This window comes from uncultured Acetatifactor sp. (genome assembly GCF_948601915.1).
Classification (GTDB): Bacteria; Bacillota; Clostridia; order Lachnospirales; family Lachnospiraceae; genus Acetatifactor.
In genome coordinates, this window is the sequence record NZ_CAPDXS010000049.1 from 13422 (window position 1) to 31775 (window position 18354).

Here is an 18354-nt window from a genome sequence, read left to right on the forward strand (position 1 = left end):
TCTCCCTCGCTTCTCTGCTGAACCTAAAAAAACTATTCCTTCTCTATCCCCTCTCGCCCGGCGGTGGCGATGAGGGCCTTGTCCACGTCCTCCTCATAGTTGCGCATGGCCACCTCTATGGGCGTGGGATCCTTTGTGATGCGTCTGCCCCCCACATGGTTGAAGAACAGGATGATGCCCGCCGCCAGTCCCACGGAATAGGACACCTCCAGGGTGTTCAGCCCCTGCGGCTCCCTGTCCATCACCATGCGGTAGATCTCCGTGAACACATCGTTGATGCCTACATCATTGTGGTACGCCATGATGGTGAACGCGGTGCCGAAGAAGCTCACCAGGCACACCAGCGCGCATTTCGCCCACTGCTGCCAGCCCTTGTGCCTGTCCACGTCCACCTGCTCCACCAGCACGTCCGGCTCCCCCACGATCTGTACGGTGATGTTAGGGCAGGCCTCCTCCATGAGCTTCACCAGGTACAGGGAGCTGACGACGCAGCGCTTTGGCTCCCCGCTGCCGAAATGGTGCACCTTCAGGGCCTTCAGCTTTGCGGATACGGTGGAATCCATGCAGCGCAGGGTCCCCACGTCCGACAGGAACACGTCCTGGGACTGCACCTCCACATTTCTGTCGCATTTCAGGTATACCGTCACATTTGCCATTTGGAATCTCGCTTTCTCCAGTCTCCTGGCATGGGCCTCCTTCCGCTCCTGGAATTCCCTGTTGCCCGCTGGCCCTCCCCAGACGATGCCGGACTGGCCCTTTTTCACGCTGTGCGCCCCGCGGCAACACATCGCCCGGGCCGCATGCCGCACATTCGTTTTTTCAGATATAGTATGCCGTCAGGCCGTCCTGTGCAGCTCTGTGAAAAAATAGAGCAGGGAGCCGCATATCTTCCCCGCCGCCATGCTTATGATGGCCAGCCCCAGGCCGTGCCGGAAGGAGACGCGGCGGGTCAGGATGGGGATGCTGTCCAGCATCTCCGCGATGGCCAGCGCCAGGCATCCCACGAACATCCCGGCGAACAGGCCGAACACAGCCTGGAAGCCCACCCCCAGGGCGTCCAGCACCGCCCCATGCTGGGGGGCGCGCTGCAGCCACCAGGCATGGAACCGGCAGTACCTGGAAAAGACGCTGAGCACGCAGCCCGTCAGCGTACCGAATACCACCATCTCCTCATATATCAGCACATACTCCGCCGTGTGGGTCTTCCCCGCGAACCGGGGCACCAGCCCCACTGCCGCCAGGACGGTGAACACCCCCGCCGCTGCCAGCAGCCCGTAGCTTCCCCCTGCCAAAATCAGAAAAAAATTCCGCATCATCCTATCAGCTTTCCTTTCAGGTTTCCCGATTAGTATGATGCGGAATCAAAAAAATTATTCTTTGCACGCTTTTCCAACATTTGGTGCCAGACCGGAAAATGCTACCACAGAGGCTCAAAGCTGATATTCAGATCCACCTCCGCCTGAATCCCCTGCACCCTTCCCGACTGGGAATACTGCCATATCTTATGCGCATAAGGATAGTAGAAATCCTCCCTGTACGCCGCGAACCATTTGTCATACCCCTCCAGGGCGCCCAGCTCCAGCATCATGATGCCCATCTCCGTATTGTAGTACAGCATGGGCCTGTGGCCCGCGTTCTCGATGGTCTGGCAGAATATCTGGGTCAGCCTGGTGCGCTCCTCCACGGAGAGGGCGTTCATCCTGCCCTCCCCACCCGTGACCTTCTCCACGTCGAACACGATGGGGCATTCCATGTTGTAGGGGGCAATCTTCTCCAGCACCAGGTTGGCCTCCTCCACCACTTCCTCCTCTGTGATGGCCTGGCTGTAGATGTAGGCCCCCACCTTGATGCCCGCCGCCTGGGCCCCCTGGACATTGGCGTCGAAATTCGCGTCCTCCACCAGCTTTCCGGTGCCGTACCCTCTATAGGCCGCCCGTATGAAGGCGAACTCCACCCCGTCCTGGGCCACCAGGCTCCAGTCGATGTCCCCCTGGAATTCGGATACATCGATGCCCTTGTGGGAGACCACCTGGCCGTCCTGCAGATACTGGTATTCCCCGGTCTCCAGAATCTGCAGGTTCGCGTCCTGAAAACCGTGCTGCTTTAAGCTGTAATCGATGGGGACGATGTGGTACTGCCCGCCGCTGTATACGATCATGTCATTGGGGTACAGAGGCCGCAGGGCCTCCAGCACCGAATCCCCGTCGTTGAGCCTGGTGCGGATGCCCTCCAGCACCTCCGTGGCAGCCTGCTGCCTGGCATCCGTCACCTGGGCCTCCACCTCCTCCGGGGAAAGCCCCACGGAGCCCGAGAGCACGCCGACTATATTTCCGTCTTCGTCCACCACGTTCCCCTCCGCGTCCACGCTGACAATGCCGCTTCCGTCCACCACGTCCCCTCCGGAAGCGGCGGCGGCCTCCGCCATCCGGTCCCTGATCCACACAAAGAGGGAGGCCGCCGAGAACATCACGGCCACCATCGCCACCAGGCATACCAGCATGGCGATGATCCGGCGGCGCACCCCCCTTCTCATATACCTCCTGCCTCTATCCAAATCCCTGCGCCTCATCCCGTCTCTCATACCGCTCCTCTCCTGCCGGAACAATCCCGCCACAATTGCGGCTCATCCGCCTATCCTCATTCCTGGCTTCCCGTGATGCCCTGTCGGCATCTATGGCAGAAAGCATCCTCGCTCACACCTTCCATAGTAAACGAATTATGGCCGGAAGAAAAGGGCTTTTTTGCGATTTCATAAATTTTACAGAATTTTATACTGCACACCGGTTAAATCTGCAGTGCAACCCGACTGCAGACGCCAGCCAAGCACTTTCCCGGAGACACTACTGTAAATCCTGGCGGTCTGCAGTATAAAGTTCAGCGGGCCTTTTCCCGCAGGTTCAGCAGAATCCTCTTCTCCATGCGGCTGACCTGCACCTGGCTGACTCCCAGCCTGGCGGCAATCTCCGTCTGGGTCTTGTCCTGGAAATACCGCATGTATATCAGCTCCCTGTCCCCGGGATTCAGGCTGTCCAGAAGCTGCCCCAGCAGCATGTGGTTGAGCACCTCTTCCTTCTCCGCGTCCTCCCCGCCGCAGCCGCCTGCCACGCTGCTGCCCAAGCTGCCCTCTCCGCCCCGCACCACCTTATCCACCAGGTAGACCTCGCTGCCATCGTCCTGGTAGACCGCGGCGTAGATGGACTCCACCGAAGTGTCGGCCTCCATGGCCAGAACCACGTCCTCCACGGAGAGCCCCGCCGCCTCCGCCAGCTCCTCCACCGCGGGCTCCCGGCCCATGTCGGCCTGGAGCCTCTGCCTGGCCAGCCTTACCTTCAGCCCGTTCTCCTTGATGGTCCTGGATACCTTCACCGGCCCGTCGTCCCGCAGGAACCGCTTGATTTCCCCTGTGATCATGGGCACGGCGTAGGTGGAGAATTTCAGCCCCAGCTCCAGATTGAACTTGTCTATGGCCTTCATGAGCCCGATGACCCCTATCTGGAAGAGATCCTCCAGGTCGTGCCCTCTGCCCGCGAACCTCCTCACGATATGGCGCACCAGCCCCAGGTTGCTCTCTATCAGTACCTCTCTCGCCTCGCTTTCTCCCGCCTGTGACCTGGCAATCAGCACTGATGTTCTATCCATCCGCCCACTCCTATTTTCTTGATCATGCGGACTTTTGTCCCCTGCCCCGGAGCGCTCTCCACCTCCAGGTCGTCCATGAACGCCTCCATGAACGCAAATCCCATGCCGGAGCGCTCCAGCTCCGGCTTGGAGGTGTACAGAGGCTCCATGGCCCGCTCCACGTCCTGGATTCCTTTTCCGCTGTCGATCACCTCTATATACAGGATATTCTTCTCCAGCGCGCAGCATACCCTCACCTTGCCCGGATTCGGCTTATGTATCCCATTGTCCTCCTCCCCGCCGGGTCTGCCGTAGCCCTGCAGGTTCTCATAGCCGTGTATGATGGAGTTGGTCACCGCCTCCGACACGGCCGTCTTGATATCCGCCATCTCCTCCAGGGTGGGGTTGAGATGGGCGATGAACGCCGCCACCGCCACCCGGGCGAATCCCTCGTTGTCCGACAGGGCGTCAAAGATAATCTCCATTTCATTCCTCATGATTCCAGTACCTCCACTATTTTATTCAATCCTGACAGCCGGAAGATCCTCTCTATCTGCCTGTCCACATGGACGGCGTAGACCCTGCCGCCGAAGCAGGATATCTTGCGGTAGCGCCCCATGATGATGCCTATCCCGGAGGAGTCCATGAACTTCGTCCTCCCGAAATCGAACACCACGTCCCGCACGTCCTCCCTGACCAGATACCTGTCCGCGCATTCGCAGATGAACCCCGCCCCGTGGTGGTCGATCTCCTCCGGCAGCTGAATCAGAAGGCAGTTGTCTATGACCTGAAAATCCTCTGTAGCAATCTGTCCCATAACCTGCATCCTTCCTTCCCGCATTGTTTTCCTGTATAAATGTCTTCACATAAAAGCATACCAGTAAAGGCATTCGGATAAAAGCATTTGCACAAAGCGAACAAAAAAGAACCCGTATCGTCTACAGGTTCTCTTCTTTCGTACTTCCTTGCACGCTTAACCGGCGTTCAGATTATCTTTGCGGTACTTGGCCAGCCTGGCGTTCTCGGTGTCGGGGAACAGTTCTATCACCTTGTCATAGGTGGTGATGGCATTTGCCGTATCGCCGCTGGAGCGGTATGCCTCCCCCAGATGGTAGAGCGCGTCCGCGTTGGCAGCGTCATACTTCACCGCCTTGCTCAGGGTCTCCACCGCCTCCTCGTAGCGGCCGGTGTAATACTGCTGATAGCCCACCTCATAATATTCCTCGGACAGGTCCGGGCCGATGGCGGCATTCATTGACTGGTACAGTCGCTGGAAGCCCTGGGGCATGGCCGCCATGTCCACCTGGCCCGCCAGCGCCTCCAGCTGGTCGGCCGCCGCCTGCTTATCCTCCGTCTCCGTATATTCCGCGGCTATCTGGAGCAGGCTCTCCGTGACCTGTATGGTGCCGCCCGTCCCCGCGTACCCCTCGATCTCCGTGCGCAGATCCTGGACATTTCCGTTCAGTCCCTCTATCTGGCCCTCCAGCTCCTGGATCCGGGCCGTCTTGGCATCCGATTCGCTGCTGATCTTCGTGATGGTCTGCTGCTCCTCGTTCCTGACCCGGGACTGGGCCGCAGGCACAACCAGGAAATACATGGCCGCCACGCCGATGATGAGGCCGATGATCATATTCAGCACAGTGGAGAAGCCGCCGCCCCGCTTGGGCTCCCTGACGTTCAGGGGCTGGATGATGATCTCATTCTCGCTCTGGTATCTGACAGTCTCTTCCTTCCTGCGCCGCTTTACCCCCTCGTCCGGCATCAGGGCCTGCTCCACCTCTTTCAGATAGCGCAGGGTCTGGAGATTGTTCTTGTCGATCTCCATGCACTTGCGCAGCTCCCGCTCCGCCCTGTCCCACTCCTCCTGCTCCATGTACAGAAGCGCCAGAAGCTGGTGGGCCCGTATGAACCTGGGGTTCATGGACAGCACCTTCCGCAGTTGAATCACCGCCAGGTCCTTGCTGTCCTGGTTGCACAGGGCCAGCGCCCTGTTGTATTTCTTGGCCGTCTGGTTGATGGAGTCCAGCCTGGTGGAATTGGAACGCACCTTGTCGATATACTCGTCCGCAATGTTCTTCTCCGGGCTCATGTTCTTGCTGATGACCCATTCCCTGAGGGCAGTGGCCGCCTCGCCCATCTCGAAGTACACCAGCCCCAGGAGGTTCCGCGCCTTGATGTTGTTCTTGTTGAACTGGAGGCTTTGGCGCAGACAGGCCACGGCTCCGCTCAGATCCCTGACGCCGGCCTTTTCCAGGCCCTCATTATAATACATGTTGGAGACATGCATCACCTTTTTATACAGAGAGACATCGGCCCCGCAGGAGGTGCAGAAATCATGCTCCGACAGGCGGCGGCCGCAATTATAGCAAAAAATCATTTTCCTTCTTTAAACTCCTGTTCTAAATCGCCGTCCAGCTCCGTTATCTTCTTGATCAGCAGGTCGGCTATGTCCGTCAGATCCTGGCTGTAGATGGCATCCTCCACATCCTCCACTTCAAGGCTGGGATGGAATTTTTTCAGTTCATCCTCAAAATTTATCATGCTTCAAGCAACTCCTTAATCTCACCGACAAGATACAGGCTCCCCGCCACATAGATGCGCTCACCGTCCCCGCGGCTCTCCAGCAGCCTGCGGAAAGCGGCCCCGGAATCCTCATACGCCTCACAGGCGCAGTCCGGATATCCGCCGAACAGCGCCGCCAGCTCTTTTACCTCCAGCGCCCGGCTGCTGCGCATACAGGTCACGCAAATCCTACCGAACAGGCCGCTGGACGCCAGCTCCTGTATCATGCGCCTGTAATCTTTATCCCTCGCCACACCGAACAGCAGGCTCCTGGCCCCCGGATGCCCGTCCCCGGACACCGTCTCCAGAAAGGCCCGGATGCCGTCCTCATTGTGGGCGCCGTCCACATAGACCTCCGGGAGCACCTCCTCCATGCGCCCTGCCCAAAAACAGTCCGCCACACCCTTACGAATCTGCTCCGGCCCGATTCCTCCGCAGGCCCCCAGCGCCTGGATGGCCCGCACTGCAAGCGTACAGTTCTCCATCTGGTAGGCGGCGATGGTATGGATCGTAAGGGTACAATCTCTATCATACAGATTGCGTAGGCAAAAATCAATGCTTTTTCTCTTAAAATTTGAAAAAGAGTAGTCATTTTCCGACACGGAATATGCCAAAATCCCAAGTTCCTCCGCCCGTCTCTTGAAGACCTCCGTGGTCTCCTCGCAGGTGTCCCACCACACCGCCGGTACGCCCGCGCGCAGGATTCCGGCCTTCTCAAAGGCGATTTTGTCCAGGGTGTCCCCCAGGACTCCCACATGATCCAGGCCGATGTGCGTGATTACGGTCAATTCCTTTTGGTTCACCGAATTCGTGGCATCCAGCCTGCCTCCCACGCCGGTCTCCAGGATACAGAAATCCGGCTCCGCCTCCCCGAACAGCACCATGGCCATGAAGAACAGATATTCGAAGTAAGTGGGGTGGTAGGCCTCCTCCCCCCGTTCCAGGGCGTCCCAGTCCAGCATACGATAGATATGGAGGAACGCCCGCAGGAAATCCTCCTCCGTGACCATGCCCCCGTCCACCAGGAACCGCTCCCGGATGCACACCAGATGGGGCGAGGTGAACAGGGCCACCCGGTATCCCGCCGCCTCCAGGATGCTGCGCAGATAGGCGCAGACAGAGCCTTTCCCGTTGGTGCCCGCCACATGGATGATGCGCAGCTTCCGGTCCGGGTCGCCCAGCCTGTGGAGGAACCCCTGCGTCTGCGCCATGGCATGCTTGGAAGTAAAGCGCGGGATTTCATCGATGTACGCTACCGCCTGCCCATAAGTGTCAATCTCCTGTCTCTCCAAAACAGCGCCTCCTCGCTCCCTCACCGGGCTTTCCTGTCCTTCCGCGTCCCGGCCGCCCTTCTGCCTTTCAGGCATCTCCTCACGAGAACGGCACCGTACCCGGCCGCCAGCCGAAAGCCCATGGCCGCATAGGGGAACATAAAGACATAATACGGAAAAATATATCTGGCCTTGGCCTCATAGATGATGCTGAACAAAAATCCGCCGATCATGGTCACGGCCAGCGTGTGCTGCAGGATATTGCTGTCCTTCCTGACCGCCAGCAGAAAATAGCACAGCATCCCGGCATAGACGATCATCTGCCATCTGTCGCACACAGCCAGCGCCTTGAAATAATGCTCCCCGTGGAGCCCGGCCGCCAGGGATCCCCGGGCAGGCCCCCCTTCCGCCTCCGGGCTTTCCGCGTTGAAGTACAGCGCCTGGTACAGGGGCTCGTTCCACTGGGACAGCAGCTTTTGTTTGAAGAAGAGCTCCGCGTATTCCCGGTCGTCCCCGAAAGCCCTGAGCCTCTCCTCCAGATCCTGCTCCGCGTATTTCGCCATGGCCCTCTTGTCGCCCTCCACCACCCGGAAATACAGCTCCTTCGGGTAGTCGTTGTACCATCCGTATCTCCCGTAATTCTCCATCATCCCCATGGTCACCCAGGCGATGATGGGAAGCCCGTCGTCATGCTCGATGCCGGAACGGATTTCATACATCTTATAGATGGCCTCATAGGAGCCGTAGGAGAGCGCAAGGGCCAGAAGGAACGTGATTAAAATCCGTCTGTCCCTGTGCAGAAGGGCATGCAGCAGGACGGTGAGCCCCGCCGCCACCAGCAGGATCAGGGAATTCTTCCGCACCAGCATGGCCAGGGCCAGGGAAAGCGCCAGTATCGCCAGATGCCGCTTCCTGTGCTCCGCCAGATAGCGCAGCAGCATCCACTCAGCCAGCAGGGCGAAGAAAATGCTGGGGATGTCCCCATACACCCAGGGCGTATAGAAAATCAGCGGCAGGCACCCAATCATCAGGATGTCATAGGCCAGCAGGGCCGCCGTGCTCCTGGTCATCTCGGCCAGCACCCGGTAGCCCAGATAGACGCTGCCCACCGCCAGGATAAGGTTCAGTATCTGGAACGCGCGGTAATTGTACGCGCCCGCCACCCGAAACAGCAGCTCGCAGAACGCCGTCAGCCCCAGTTGATAGGGGTGCATGGCAAAATAGGCCCCCGTGTCCAGGAAGCCGTAATCCCCTTCTATGAAGTAGGACGCGCCGCCGTAGATGAACGCCTGGTCCCCCACGGGCACATGGGCCGAGGAGCTCAGCCACCATATCCCCGCCCCGGCGATCCACAGAAGGGTCGCCGCCAGCGCCCACCGGCGCAGGACGGCCTGCCGTCTGCTGTCCATATATTTTTCCACCAGCAGCAGCCCGGCCATGATGCCCGCGGCCACCGCCAGCCCCATCAGGTTCCTGCTGCCGGAGTCCCGCACGTCCACCGGCAGCTCCCTGCCGCCGGGCAGCATATACTGCGTGTACCAGAAAGAATACCACGCCAGAAGCAGGAATATGGCGCTGCCCACCACCCGCACCACCAGATTTCCGGCAAAATACAGATACCGAACCGCCTTTCTCCCGTTTTGCTCCATATCTTCCATTCTCCTGTCCTCAGCAGGCCGCCCTCCGGAAAACCCCTGACGGGGGAAATCTCCTGTCAGGGGGCTTATCCGGAACGGTACTGCCCCCGGCCTACTCGCCCTGCAGCTGTGAAAGCCGCAGCTCCACCTGCTCCATCATCTGGGTATATTTCGACAGCTTCTCCCGCTCCTGGGCTATCTTCTCCTCCGGGGCTTTGGACAGGAACCGCTCATTGGACAGCATGCCGTTCACCCGGGCCAGCTCTCCCTCCAGCCGCTTCTTCTCCTTGTTCAGGCGCTCGACCTCCTGGGCCACGTCCACCAGCTCCGCGAAGGGGATGTACAGCGTAGCCCCGGGAATCACCACGGACACCGCGTCCTTGACGATACCCTCCATCTGCGCATTGACATCCTGTCCGTTTTCCGTGAACGTTTTTTCGCCTTCTCCTGCTTTCAGAACCATCCTCACCTCGTTGGCATATGCCAGGGAGGCGAAGAAAAGCCTGCCCTCCGTAAAGGTGCGGATGATGTCCTCCCTGTCGCTGACCACGTAGATGCTGGTCTTGCGGCTGGGCGGCACGTTGCTGTCGTTGCGGATATTGCGCACGGCCCGCACGGCCTGCTTGATGATTTCGATGTCCTTCTCCTCCTTGGGGAAGCTTCTGTCCTCCCTGTACAGGGGCCATCTGCTGATGACGATGGACTCCTCCAGGGAAGAATCCCCGGCCATATCCCGCAGGGTGCAGAAGATCTCCTCGGAGATGAACGGCATGTAGGGATGCAGGAGCTTCAGGGCATCGGTCAGCACGGTCTTCAAGGTCCACAGCGCCGCGTTCTGGCTGGCTGCGTCGTCCGTATTGTACAGACGGGGCTTCACCATCTCGATGTACCAGTCGCAGAATTCGTCCCAGAGATAGTCCACCACCTTCTGCACGGCGATGCCCAGCTCGTAGTTCTCCATGTTGGCTGTGACGTCCTTTATCAGGGTGTTCAGCCTGGACAGTATCCATCTGTCCACGGGCTGCAGGGTCTCCGCAGGGGCTTCCGTCACGTTTTTGCCGTTCATGTTCATCATGATGAACCGGGAGGCGTTCCACACCTTGTTGGCGAAATTCCGGCTGTTCTCCATCCTCTCGTAGTAGAAGCGCATGTCGTTGCCCGGTGCGTTGCCCGTGATCAGGGTCAGCCGCAGGGCGTCCGCGCCGTACTGGTCGATCAGCTCCAGCGGGTCTATGCCATTGCCCAGGGATTTGGACATCTTCCGGCCCTGGCTGTCCCGGATCAGCCCGTGGAAGAGCACGGTATGGAAGGGCTTCTCCCCCATCTGCTCGTAGCCGGAGAAGATCATCCGGATGACCCAGAAGAAGATGATGTCATAGCCTGTCACCAGCACATCCGTGGGATAGAAATACTTCAGGTCCTCCGTCTCATCCGGCCACCCCAGGGTCTCGAAAGGCCACAGCGCCGAGGAGAACCAGGTGTCCAGCACGTCGGGATCCTGGGTGAAATGCTTTCCGCCGCACTTCGGGCAGGCATCCGGCGCATTCCGCGACACCACCACTTCCCCGCATTCGTCGCAGTAGTAGGCGGGGATCCTGTGGCCCCACCAGAGCTGCCTGCTGATGCACCAGTCCCGGATATTGTCCGTCCAGTTGAAATAGGTCTTCTCCATGCGCTCAGGAACCAGGCGGATCTCGCCCTTCTTCACCGCCTCCACGGCAGGCTTTATCAGCTCCTCCATCTTCACGAACCACTGCTCCTTCACCAGAGGCTCTATGGTGGTGCCGCAGCGGTCATGGGTGCCTACATTGTGGGAATAGTCCTCTATTTTCACCAGCAGACCCAGCTCTTCCAGCTCCTTCACGATCGCCTTTCTGGCCTCATAGCGCTCCATGCCGGCGAACCTCCCGCCGTTCTCATTGATGGTGGCATCGTCGTTCATCACATTGATCACAGGCAGGTCATGGCGCTTGCCCACCTCGAAGTCATTGGGGTCGTGGGCGGGGGTGATCTTCACCACGCCGGTGCCGAACTCCCTGTCCACATAGGTGTCCGTGACCACGGGAATCACCCGGTCCATCAAAGGCAGCATGACGCTCTTCCCGATCAGATGGGCATACCGCTCGTCCTCCGGGTGGATGGCCACAGCCGTGTCCCCCAGCATGGTCTCGGGGCGAGTGGTGGCGAAGGTCAGGAATTCCGTATCGCTGGGGGTGCCGTCCTCCTGCATCACCGGATACTTGATATGCCACAGATGGCCTGCCTGCTCCTCGTACTCCACCTCCGCGTCGGAGATGGAGGTATTGCAGACAGGGCACCAGTTGATGATCCGGGCCCCCTTGTAGATATAGCCTTTCTCGTGCATCTTCACGAAGACTTCCGTCACGGCCCGGTTGCACCCGTCGTCCATGGTGAACCGCTCCCTGTCCCAGTCGCAGGAGGAGCCCATCTTCTTAAGCTGGGAAATGATGCGGCCGCCGTACTCCCGCTTCCAGTCCCAGGCCCGCTCCAGGAACTTTTCCCGGCCCAGGTCGTACTTGTCGATTCCCTCCTCCTTCAGCTTCTCGATGATCTTCACCTCCGTGGAGATGGCGGCATGATCCGTGCCCGGCTGCCAGAGGGCATTGTAGCCCTGCATGCGCTTGAACCGGATCAGGATGTCCTGCATGGTATTGTCCAGGGCGTGGCCCATGTGGAGCTGCCCTGTGATGTTCGGCGGGGGAATCACGATGGTGAAGGGTTTCCTGTCGTAGTCCACCTCCGCGCGGAAATACTTCCTGTCCAGCCATTTTTGATACAGCCTGTCCTCCAGCCCTCTGGGGTCGTAGGTCTTTGCCAGTTCCGTGGAATGCCTTTCTTCCATGGAATGCTTTTCTTCCGTGGAATGCCTTTCTTCCATGCTCATAAGCTTCTCCTTTCTGCGCTGCGGCGCCGCCCTGGTTCACGGGAATGCCCTTCTTCCATACCGTCCAAAGGCCCGATCCCTGAAAGCAAAAAAGCCCTCTGCCGACTCTCGTCAGCAAAGGGCGTCATCAACGCGGTACCACCTTTGTTCACAGCGGGGCGCACTCGCGTCCACACTGCCTCAAGCGACTTCTACTAAAGTCCTATCCTGTAACGGGGATAATGCGTGAGGCCCTACTTTCCCTGGCATATCGTTCTTGCGCAGACATTTCTCAGACCCCCGGCTTGGAAGCTACCTTCCGCATCCCTATCCTCTAAGCCGCCTCGCAGCATCCGACCTCCGGATGGCGGCCCTCTCTGGCAAGGGGAAATGCGTACTCCTCTTCGTCATCGCCTTTTCCTTTTCCATACTATAAGCCATCAGACAGGTTTTGTCAAGGACTTTCGAACCACCTATCTCACCCTTTTGTACACTCCGTTCCTGAGAATCAGAAATCCGGAGGCAACGCTACCCCCTAAGGCTCCAGCCGCCTTGTACCGTCGATAGGGGTCCTGTGGATTTAGATTCATCAATGCTGTATATGCCTTCGCAATGGACATCGAACACCCTTTAGCTTGAAAAACCTGCAATACCATATTATATGTCTCCTCTCATTATTTTATTAAATCTAGCATCTGCCCTGCTCAGCACCCGGACATGAGCAGAAAATTCCCGGCCGCAAAAGGAATACCCCCCCACAGAGCAGACGCTGTTTAATATTCACTGGGATATAGAATAGTGGTTACGCTCCTATCCCCTTCGGTTATAATCCAAATCGTTTCGTCCGTTTTGGGGAAAGTGTAAACTGAATACAAGCTGCCTTCCCCACTCTCCAAAGCCTCATCACTTCTTATTCGGCCTTCCTCGGTCTTCTCGCCCCAGTCTCCATTCAAATGCCGTCTTAAGGACATTTCGCAGAACTCCTCGAATGCCTTATCCTCTTTGGCTCTATCTGCCACACCTTTGGTAGCAACTATGCGCCCAGGACTAAACTTTTCCTTCATAATTTTTCTCCTTTCATCTTTTTTCTTTCTGCACTTTATATGTTCTTTGCGCTTTGTTATGTCCTAATTATATGCGCATTCAGACTCCCTGTCAATACTCATTTTGCAAATTGCCATGTTCTTTGCATTTTATCATACACTTCATATCCTGAAGTGTAATACATATTCATCCCCTTGTCAATAGCTATTTCTCAAATTATCATTATCTTTTATAGCAAAAAGCACTCAACCGAAGCCGAGTGCCGACAAGCAATCCATATAGAAAACTCCTCATCCTAACTTACAGCAGACAATTGTCCTCAAAAATTTTGATGATACCGGAACGCGCATTGGAAATATTTACTGGCAAAACCTCTTCTGTCAACAGCTTATATGCATATTCCATCATCACCTTTGCCAACTGTTTGTCAGATACCTCCTTCACCGGAGGTCTGCCGTTTAAGTTGCGGGCGCATATCAGAAGGATATCTATGACCTGCGCCGGGAACAGCGACCTTCCAGTCTCCTTATCAAGCAGCTTCTTCAAATCTGCCAGTTTATCGTTTGCCTCCACAGTTATGTTCAGGTTTACCGCCGTGCCGCTTCCCTCCTGCTTTATATCAGACTCGGCTATCGCGCTTTGCAATGCTGCCGCATCTCTGATGTAGAGAGGATAATCATTCAAAAGGTTCGTCACAACATAGCCCTTTGTCACCCTCATTCCTTTGTATCTGTCCTGGCTTCTTGTATACAAATCAAGATTGGCTATCGCTCTCGGTTGTAATTTGGTCCGCAAGTACATAGACATCACCCTTTCTGCACTTTATGTGCAACTTGTTCTTTTCAAAATGATAGCACGGCCAGCCCTATCTGTCAATACCAAACACCCCCTCCGTCTTGCGCCATCCCGTCCTGTCATATGCCCAGAATCGCCGCCATACTGGCCAGCACCAGGGCCACCGCGGCGTGCCGCTTCCAGGTCAGGCTCAGATAGCCACCGAATTCCCGGAGCAGGGCGTTCAGCGTAAAGTACCACTTCGTCTTCGCCCCGAACCCCACGCACTTCATCCCCTGCTGCCTGGCCAGGAGCAGAGCCCGGAACACATGATAGGCCGTGGTGACCAGGATGACCCTCGGGGTCTCTTTTTCCATCAGCGCCCTGGAAAACAGCAGGTTCTCCTCCGTGGATGCCGACCTGTCCTCCACCACGATCCTCTCCGGATCCACGCCCTTATCGATCGCATAGTCCGCCATGGCCCGGCCCTCCGCCAGATCCTCCCCGGGCCCCTGGCCGCCGGACATGATCAGCATCGCTTTCGGGTTAAAGGCCAGCAGCTCGATCCCCTTGTCGATCCTGGCGGCCAGCAGCGGCGTCACCCTTGCGCCGATCAGGCCCGCTCCTAATACAACAATGTAGTCAGCCCTCCGCCTCTTTCTCAGATGGATCAGGTTCAGCACAGCGGAGAGGGCGTAAGTGGCCAGCAGACTGAGGAGGTAGAACGCCAGCAGGCTGATCAGGATATACAGCCTCGTTCCGAATATGCTCCGCCCCAGGCCTCCCATGGCGGGCCAGACGGTCAGGTAGCCGAAGAGCATGACGGAGAACGCCAGGGACAGCATGTTCGCCGGTTTCCTGCCCTCATGCCGGATGACCTTGAGCCCCTGTACGAAGAACATGACAGCCAGGGCAATGGGGAACACGGCCACGCATATCAGCGCTATCATCAGCAATATGAGAAGAATCCATATCAGGACAGTGCGGGACGCCAGCCAGGCCGCGCAGCCCGCCAGAACCAGGAACATGACGCCAGCCAGGCAGAGCATCATCCAGAAAAAAGACACCCCGCTCCTCAGCGACCTGGGCTCCCGCACCATGACCCCCACAAAGAAACAAAACGATACCACGAATAAAATCATTGCAATCTGCCACATGGCCACTGCCCCTCCCCATTTTCTACAGGCATCCACTCCATGCCCCGGATAAGCACATTATAGCATATGTCCTGCCATAAAACCTTACGATCGAGTGACATTTCCCTTACGGTTTTGCAGCGCGGCAGTCCGGCTGAAAACCACGGCGGAATGATGCCTGAAAAGTTACTGTTCACAGGTGCCTCCGCGAAGTGTTTTCGTGCGCATTATGCACGAAAATCACGAGACAGCAAGCGCCAAAATGAGCGTACTTTGCTCATTTTGTGTGCATCATGTTGCTGTGAGCGGCGAAGCCGTGAACAGTAACCCTGAAAACAAAAGCCGATAAACAAAATCGAAAAAAGCTTGACACCGTCCCCCGCATACCGTATAGTATACCACAAATACATATACTGCAAATTTAACCAGTGCGCAGTATAAATCACCGCTAGGGGAGCACATCGCTGAGATTGAGACCGCATACCGCCGTCTCTAACCCTCACTACTTGAACCGGACAATACCGGCGTAAGGAAGCGCAGCAACAGACGGACTGCCGTATTTTTGGCGTCCCGGGCTGTCGATGTCGTTCCTCCTTAGCCAGATGCAAGGAGGATTTTTTATGTTGTACAATGTCATCAAAGACGGGGACTCCGTCAGCTATGTCCCCACCACCGCAGGCAAGATACTGTTGATCGCGGCCCTGGCGATTCTCCTGGCCGCAGCCGCCTTCTTCGCCGGAAGAAGAGCCGCTGCGAAGAAGCCCCGCCCCGACGCTCCCGGAGCGGACAGCCCGGAGAAAAGGCCAAAGGGCGCTTCCGCCAGGATCACCGCCAAGCAGATGGCCTTCTGCGCCATGGCCATCGCGCTGGGCACGGTGCTCTCCAACCTGAAGGTCTACAGCTTTCCCTTCGGCGGCTCCGTCACCCTGCTCTCCATGCTCATCATCTGTCTCCCGGGCTACTGGTTCGGGCTGGAGACGGGTTTGATTACAGGCATGGCTTACGGCGTGCTACAGCTGATCATCGACCCATATGTCATCCATCCGGTGCAGCTGCTGATGGACTATGTGTTCGCCTTCGGCGCGCTGGGGCTCTCCGGGCTGTTCACGGATAAAAAGAACGGGCTGCTGAAGGGGTACTGCGCGGGCATCCTGGGACGTTGGCTCTTCACTGCCCTCTCCGGCTGGATCTTCTTCGCCGAATACGCCTGGGAGGGATGGCATCCCCTTCCCTATACCTTCGCCTACAATGGCTGCTACATCTTCGCGGAGGCCGCCATCACTTACCTGCTTCTGGCCATTCCCTATGTGCGGAAAACCTTCGCCAGGGTGAAGCAGATTGCCGTGCAGCCCTGACAGGCCGACACTGCTCCGGGCAGATCGGACATCCAGGCAAAGCTGCCTCTTGGCGGGGCTGCCACGCACCAAGGCATCTCTCTGCGGGGCGGGCTGCCACGCACCAAGACATCTCTCTGCGGGGCGGGCTGCCACGTACCAAGGCATCTCTCTGCGGGGCGGGCTGCCACATACTAAGACGGCCCTGCAGAGCGGAATGTCCGGTATGTCCCGCCTCCCTCCTCCGCCAATAGACTACATTTCTATAGTCGTTCCAGGGCAGCCCCTGGCGGCCAGCAGCGCATAGTGCACCGCCCGCCGGAACTCGTTGGAATTGGCGACGGGGCCTCCCTCCGGGCGGTAGTATTTATTGGTGAGAATCACCGCTCCGATGTCGAACCCTCGGCTGAACCATATGCTGGTGCCGGTGAAGCCGCTGTGGCCGCAGCCCTCCGGATAGACATCGCTCCTGTCGAAGCCCAGCCCCCGGCCGCAGATGTCCGTCTCCATGGCCCGCAGAAAGTTCGGCCTGTCCGTATTCATGTAGAACTGGCATAGCTTCGTCAGCGCCCGGGAGCTTCCGAAGGTTCCCGCGTGCCCGCTGGCCCCCTTCCAATAATAGTAGGCATTGCCGTCATTGCAGGTTCCCCGCACTTCCACCCCGTCAGGCCGCCAGCCCGCAAATTCGATTCCCCTTTCGGCGCACATGCGCTTCTCAATCTGATTGCCGAAGCAGCTTGGGGCGCACAGGGACGGCTCCACAGGCCCGTAGGCGATCTCCCCGATGCCCATCTCTCCCCTTATGTACTTCTCCAGCCCTTCCCGCAGGCCCAGCCCCGTGGCATATGTGAAAATCTGGCCCAGCAGCATGAAGTTCAGGTCGCTGTAGGCCATCCCCTCCTCCACCGCCGATGCGGCCAGGGCATGCTCCAGCACGGCGTAGAATTCCCGGCCGTCCGCATAGAAGGGATACCAGGGCAGGATGCCCGAGGTATGGGTCATCAGGCGGGCGATGGTCACGCCCTCCAGCCGCTTTTTGGTCACAGGCCCCAGGGCCTCCCCCGGCAGATATTCCAGCGCCAGATCCTCCGCCGCCAGCCGCCCCTCCTCCATGGCCCACAGGAGCATGGTGGTGCAGACAATCTTGCTCACCGAAGCCAGGTCATACCAGGTGCCGGGGGACGCATCCCCGAAACTTTTATGGTATAACGTCTTTTTTCTATCGAAAATCTGGCACACCGTCGACGGGTAATACCCACTCTGCCGATACTCCTCCAGGATACTGTCGATTCTATCGAAATCCATAGGACAACTCTCCTCTCGCGGAAATCATCGTCTCCGATTCCCCTGTGCCTCCAGTATAGCAAAGGCAGCACAGGAAGTCCATACACCCGGCTCAATTCAGCATGGACACAGTTCCCGCGGGGACAGGGATTCGCCTTGTCCGGGGTATGCTTTTTTTGGAAAATCTGTTATAATATGACACATGCAACAGCAATCTGACGCAGAATTCCAAAGCGACAGGAAGGAGGCTTCAAATGATATTCCAGACCATTCAAGGGAAAAAAGTCCGCCGGGTGGTGGGCATGATGTCGGGAACCTCCGTGGACGGCGTGGATGCCGCCCTGGTGGAGATTATGGATGCAGGGCATTCCATGGAAGAAGGGCATTCCATGGAAAGAGCGCATTCCGAAGATGGACATGCCGTCGAAAGCGGCGGGCCCCTGCGGGTGAGGCTCCTGGCCTTCGAGAACAGACCCTATCCGGAGGCGGTGCGGGAGCAGATCTTCTCCCTTTTCCGCCCGGAGACCTCCACGGTGGACAGGATCGGCTACATGAATTTCCTGCTGGGGGAGCTCTACGCCCAGTCCGCCCTGTCCGTGATCCGGAAGGCCGGGCTCACTCCGGAGGACGTAGACCTGATCGGCTCCCACGGCCAGACCATCTGGCATGAGCCTGTGCCCTGCGGGAAGGACGGCTTTCCCGTGCGCTATACGGTACAAATCGGGGAGGGCTCCGTCATCGCCGGCCGCACGGGCCTGGTGACAGTGTCGGATTTCCGGGTGGCGGACATGGCGGCCGGGGGCCAGGGCG

17 protein-coding genes and 1 riboswitch are annotated in these 18354 nt (G+C 58.1%); of the genes, 2 read left to right on the forward strand and 15 right to left on the reverse strand.

Annotated elements, in window-relative coordinates; genetic code table 11:
- Positions 1-32: 32 nt before the first annotated feature.
- The 14 genes from Q2B33_RS10305 to Q2B33_RS10370 form a co-directional block, all read right to left on the reverse strand.
- Complete coding sequence (locus Q2B33_RS10305; RefSeq protein ID WP_300564712.1) at positions 33-764, reverse strand: stage V sporulation protein AA; 732 nt, start codon at positions 762-764, stop codon at positions 33-35.
- 72 nt (positions 765-836) lie between these two features.
- Entirely contained in the window at positions 837-1316 is a 480-nt protein-coding gene (locus Q2B33_RS10310) for a stage V sporulation protein AB (protein ID WP_300564710.1), read from the reverse strand.
- A 101-nt stretch (positions 1317-1417) separates the two neighbouring features.
- Positions 1418-2581: a GH25 family lysozyme gene (locus tag Q2B33_RS10315; protein WP_300564708.1), complete on the reverse strand. Its 1164-nt coding sequence runs from the start codon at positions 2579-2581 to the stop codon at positions 1418-1420.
- A gap of 293 nt (positions 2582-2874) precedes the next feature.
- Positions 2875-3639, reverse strand: coding sequence for a SigB/SigF/SigG family RNA polymerase sigma factor (locus tag Q2B33_RS10320; protein ID WP_300564706.1), 765 nt, complete (start codon positions 3637-3639; stop codon positions 2875-2877).
- Positions 3618-4115, reverse strand: a complete 498-nt coding sequence (gene spoIIAB / locus Q2B33_RS10325; RefSeq protein ID WP_300564704.1) for an anti-sigma F factor — start codon at positions 4113-4115, stop codon at positions 3618-3620. Before spoIIAB ends, Q2B33_RS10320 begins: the two co-directional genes overlap by 22 nt.
- Entirely contained in the window at positions 4112-4435 is a 324-nt protein-coding gene (locus tag Q2B33_RS10330) for an anti-sigma factor antagonist (protein ID WP_300564702.1), read from the reverse strand. Before Q2B33_RS10330 ends, spoIIAB begins: the two co-directional genes overlap by 4 nt.
- Positions 4436-4591: 156 nt before the next feature.
- Positions 4592-5995: a tetratricopeptide repeat protein gene (locus tag Q2B33_RS10335; protein ID WP_300564700.1), complete on the reverse strand. Its 1404-nt coding sequence runs from the start codon at positions 5993-5995 to the stop codon at positions 4592-4594.
- Positions 5992-6159 (reverse strand): hypothetical protein, encoded by a 168-nt coding sequence (locus Q2B33_RS10340; RefSeq protein ID WP_296464138.1) that lies wholly within the window; start codon positions 6157-6159, stop codon positions 5992-5994. The genes Q2B33_RS10335 and Q2B33_RS10340 overlap by 4 nt, the downstream gene beginning before the upstream one ends.
- Positions 6156-7547 (reverse strand): folylpolyglutamate synthase/dihydrofolate synthase family protein, encoded by a 1392-nt coding sequence (locus tag Q2B33_RS10345; protein WP_300815072.1) that lies wholly within the window; start codon positions 7545-7547, stop codon positions 6156-6158. The genes Q2B33_RS10340 and Q2B33_RS10345 overlap by 4 nt, the downstream gene beginning before the upstream one ends.
- Positions 7493-9100 (reverse strand): glycosyltransferase family 39 protein, encoded by a 1608-nt coding sequence (locus Q2B33_RS10350; protein WP_300564696.1) that lies wholly within the window; start codon positions 9098-9100, stop codon positions 7493-7495. Before Q2B33_RS10350 ends, Q2B33_RS10345 begins: the two co-directional genes overlap by 55 nt.
- Before the next feature lie 100 nt (positions 9101-9200).
- A complete protein-coding gene (locus Q2B33_RS10355) occupies positions 9201-11987 on the reverse strand; it encodes a valine--tRNA ligase (RefSeq protein WP_300564816.1) in 2787 nt (928 codons plus the stop codon).
- Between the two features lie 758 nt (positions 11988-12745).
- Positions 12746-13036, reverse strand: coding sequence for a hypothetical protein (locus tag Q2B33_RS10360; RefSeq protein ID WP_300564694.1), 291 nt, complete (start codon positions 13034-13036; stop codon positions 12746-12748).
- Positions 13037-13316: 280 nt separating this feature from the next.
- Entirely contained in the window at positions 13317-13823 is a 507-nt protein-coding gene (locus Q2B33_RS10365; protein WP_300804715.1) for a hypothetical protein, read from the reverse strand.
- Between the two features lie 107 nt (positions 13824-13930).
- Positions 13931-14947: a YdcF family protein gene (locus Q2B33_RS10370; RefSeq protein ID WP_300564690.1), complete on the reverse strand. Its 1017-nt coding sequence runs from the start codon at positions 14945-14947 to the stop codon at positions 13931-13933.
- Positions 14948-15366: 419 nt separating this feature from the next.
- Positions 15367-15476, forward strand: a riboswitch (TPP riboswitch).
- Between the two features lie 70 nt (positions 15477-15546).
- Here Q2B33_RS10370 and Q2B33_RS10375 point away from each other — a divergent pair.
- Positions 15547-16281, forward strand: a complete 735-nt coding sequence (locus tag Q2B33_RS10375; RefSeq protein WP_300564688.1) for an energy-coupled thiamine transporter ThiT — start codon at positions 15547-15549, stop codon at positions 16279-16281.
- Between the two features lie 234 nt (positions 16282-16515).
- Here Q2B33_RS10375 and Q2B33_RS10380 read toward each other — a convergent pair whose 3' ends face one another.
- Positions 16516-17565 (reverse strand): serine hydrolase, encoded by a 1050-nt coding sequence (locus tag Q2B33_RS10380; RefSeq protein ID WP_300564686.1) that lies wholly within the window; start codon positions 17563-17565, stop codon positions 16516-16518.
- Between the two features lie 233 nt (positions 17566-17798).
- Between Q2B33_RS10380 and Q2B33_RS10385 the strand changes: the two genes are divergently transcribed.
- A partial coding sequence (locus Q2B33_RS10385; protein ID WP_300913988.1) for an anhydro-N-acetylmuramic acid kinase occupies positions 17799-18354 on the forward strand: 556 nt, incomplete at its 3' end.

Bases quoted from the DNA above. Each gene is read 5' to 3' on its own strand.
- Q2B33_RS10310 (WP_300564710.1), bottom strand. From the start codon at position 1,316: ATGATGCGGAATTTTTTTCTGATTTTGGCAGGGGGAAGCTACGGGCTG.
- Q2B33_RS10315 (WP_300564708.1), bottom strand. From the start codon at position 2,581: ATGAGAGACGGGATGAGGCGCAGGGATTTGGATAGAGGCAGGAGGTAT.
- Q2B33_RS10320 (WP_300564706.1), bottom strand. From the start codon at position 3,639: ATGGATAGAACATCAGTGCTGATTGCCAGGTCACAGGCGGGAGAAAGC.
- spoIIAB (WP_300564704.1), bottom strand. From the start codon at position 4,115: ATGAGGAATGAAATGGAGATTATCTTTGACGCCCTGTCGGACAACGAG.
- Q2B33_RS10330 (WP_300564702.1), bottom strand. From the start codon at position 4,435: ATGGGACAGATTGCTACAGAGGATTTTCAGGTCATAGACAACTGCCTT.
- Q2B33_RS10335 (WP_300564700.1), bottom strand. From the start codon at position 5,995: ATGATTTTTTGCTATAATTGCGGCCGCCGCCTGTCGGAGCATGATTTC.
- Q2B33_RS10340 (WP_296464138.1), bottom strand. From the start codon at position 6,159: ATGATAAATTTTGAGGATGAACTGAAAAAATTCCATCCCAGCCTTGAA.
- Q2B33_RS10345 (WP_300815072.1), bottom strand. From the start codon at position 7,547: ATGCCTGAAAGGCAGAAGGGCGGCCGGGACGCGGAAGGACAGGAAAGC.
- Q2B33_RS10350 (WP_300564696.1), bottom strand. From the start codon at position 9,100: ATGGAGCAAAACGGGAGAAAGGCGGTTCGGTATCTGTATTTTGCCGGA.
- Q2B33_RS10355 (WP_300564816.1), bottom strand. From the start codon at position 11,987: ATGGAAGAAAGGCATTCCACGGAAGAAAAGCATTCCATGGAAGAAAGG.
- Q2B33_RS10360 (WP_300564694.1), bottom strand. From the start codon at position 13,036: ATGAAGGAAAAGTTTAGTCCTGGGCGCATAGTTGCTACCAAAGGTGTG.
- Q2B33_RS10365 (WP_300804715.1), bottom strand. From the start codon at position 13,823: ATGTCTATGTACTTGCGGACCAAATTACAACCGAGAGCGATAGCCAAT.
- Q2B33_RS10370 (WP_300564690.1), bottom strand. From the start codon at position 14,947: ATGTGGCAGATTGCAATGATTTTATTCGTGGTATCGTTTTGTTTCTTT.
- Q2B33_RS10375 (WP_300564688.1), top strand. From the start codon at position 15,547: ATGTTGTACAATGTCATCAAAGACGGGGACTCCGTCAGCTATGTCCCC.
- Q2B33_RS10380 (WP_300564686.1), bottom strand. From the start codon at position 17,565: ATGGATTTCGATAGAATCGACAGTATCCTGGAGGAGTATCGGCAGAGT.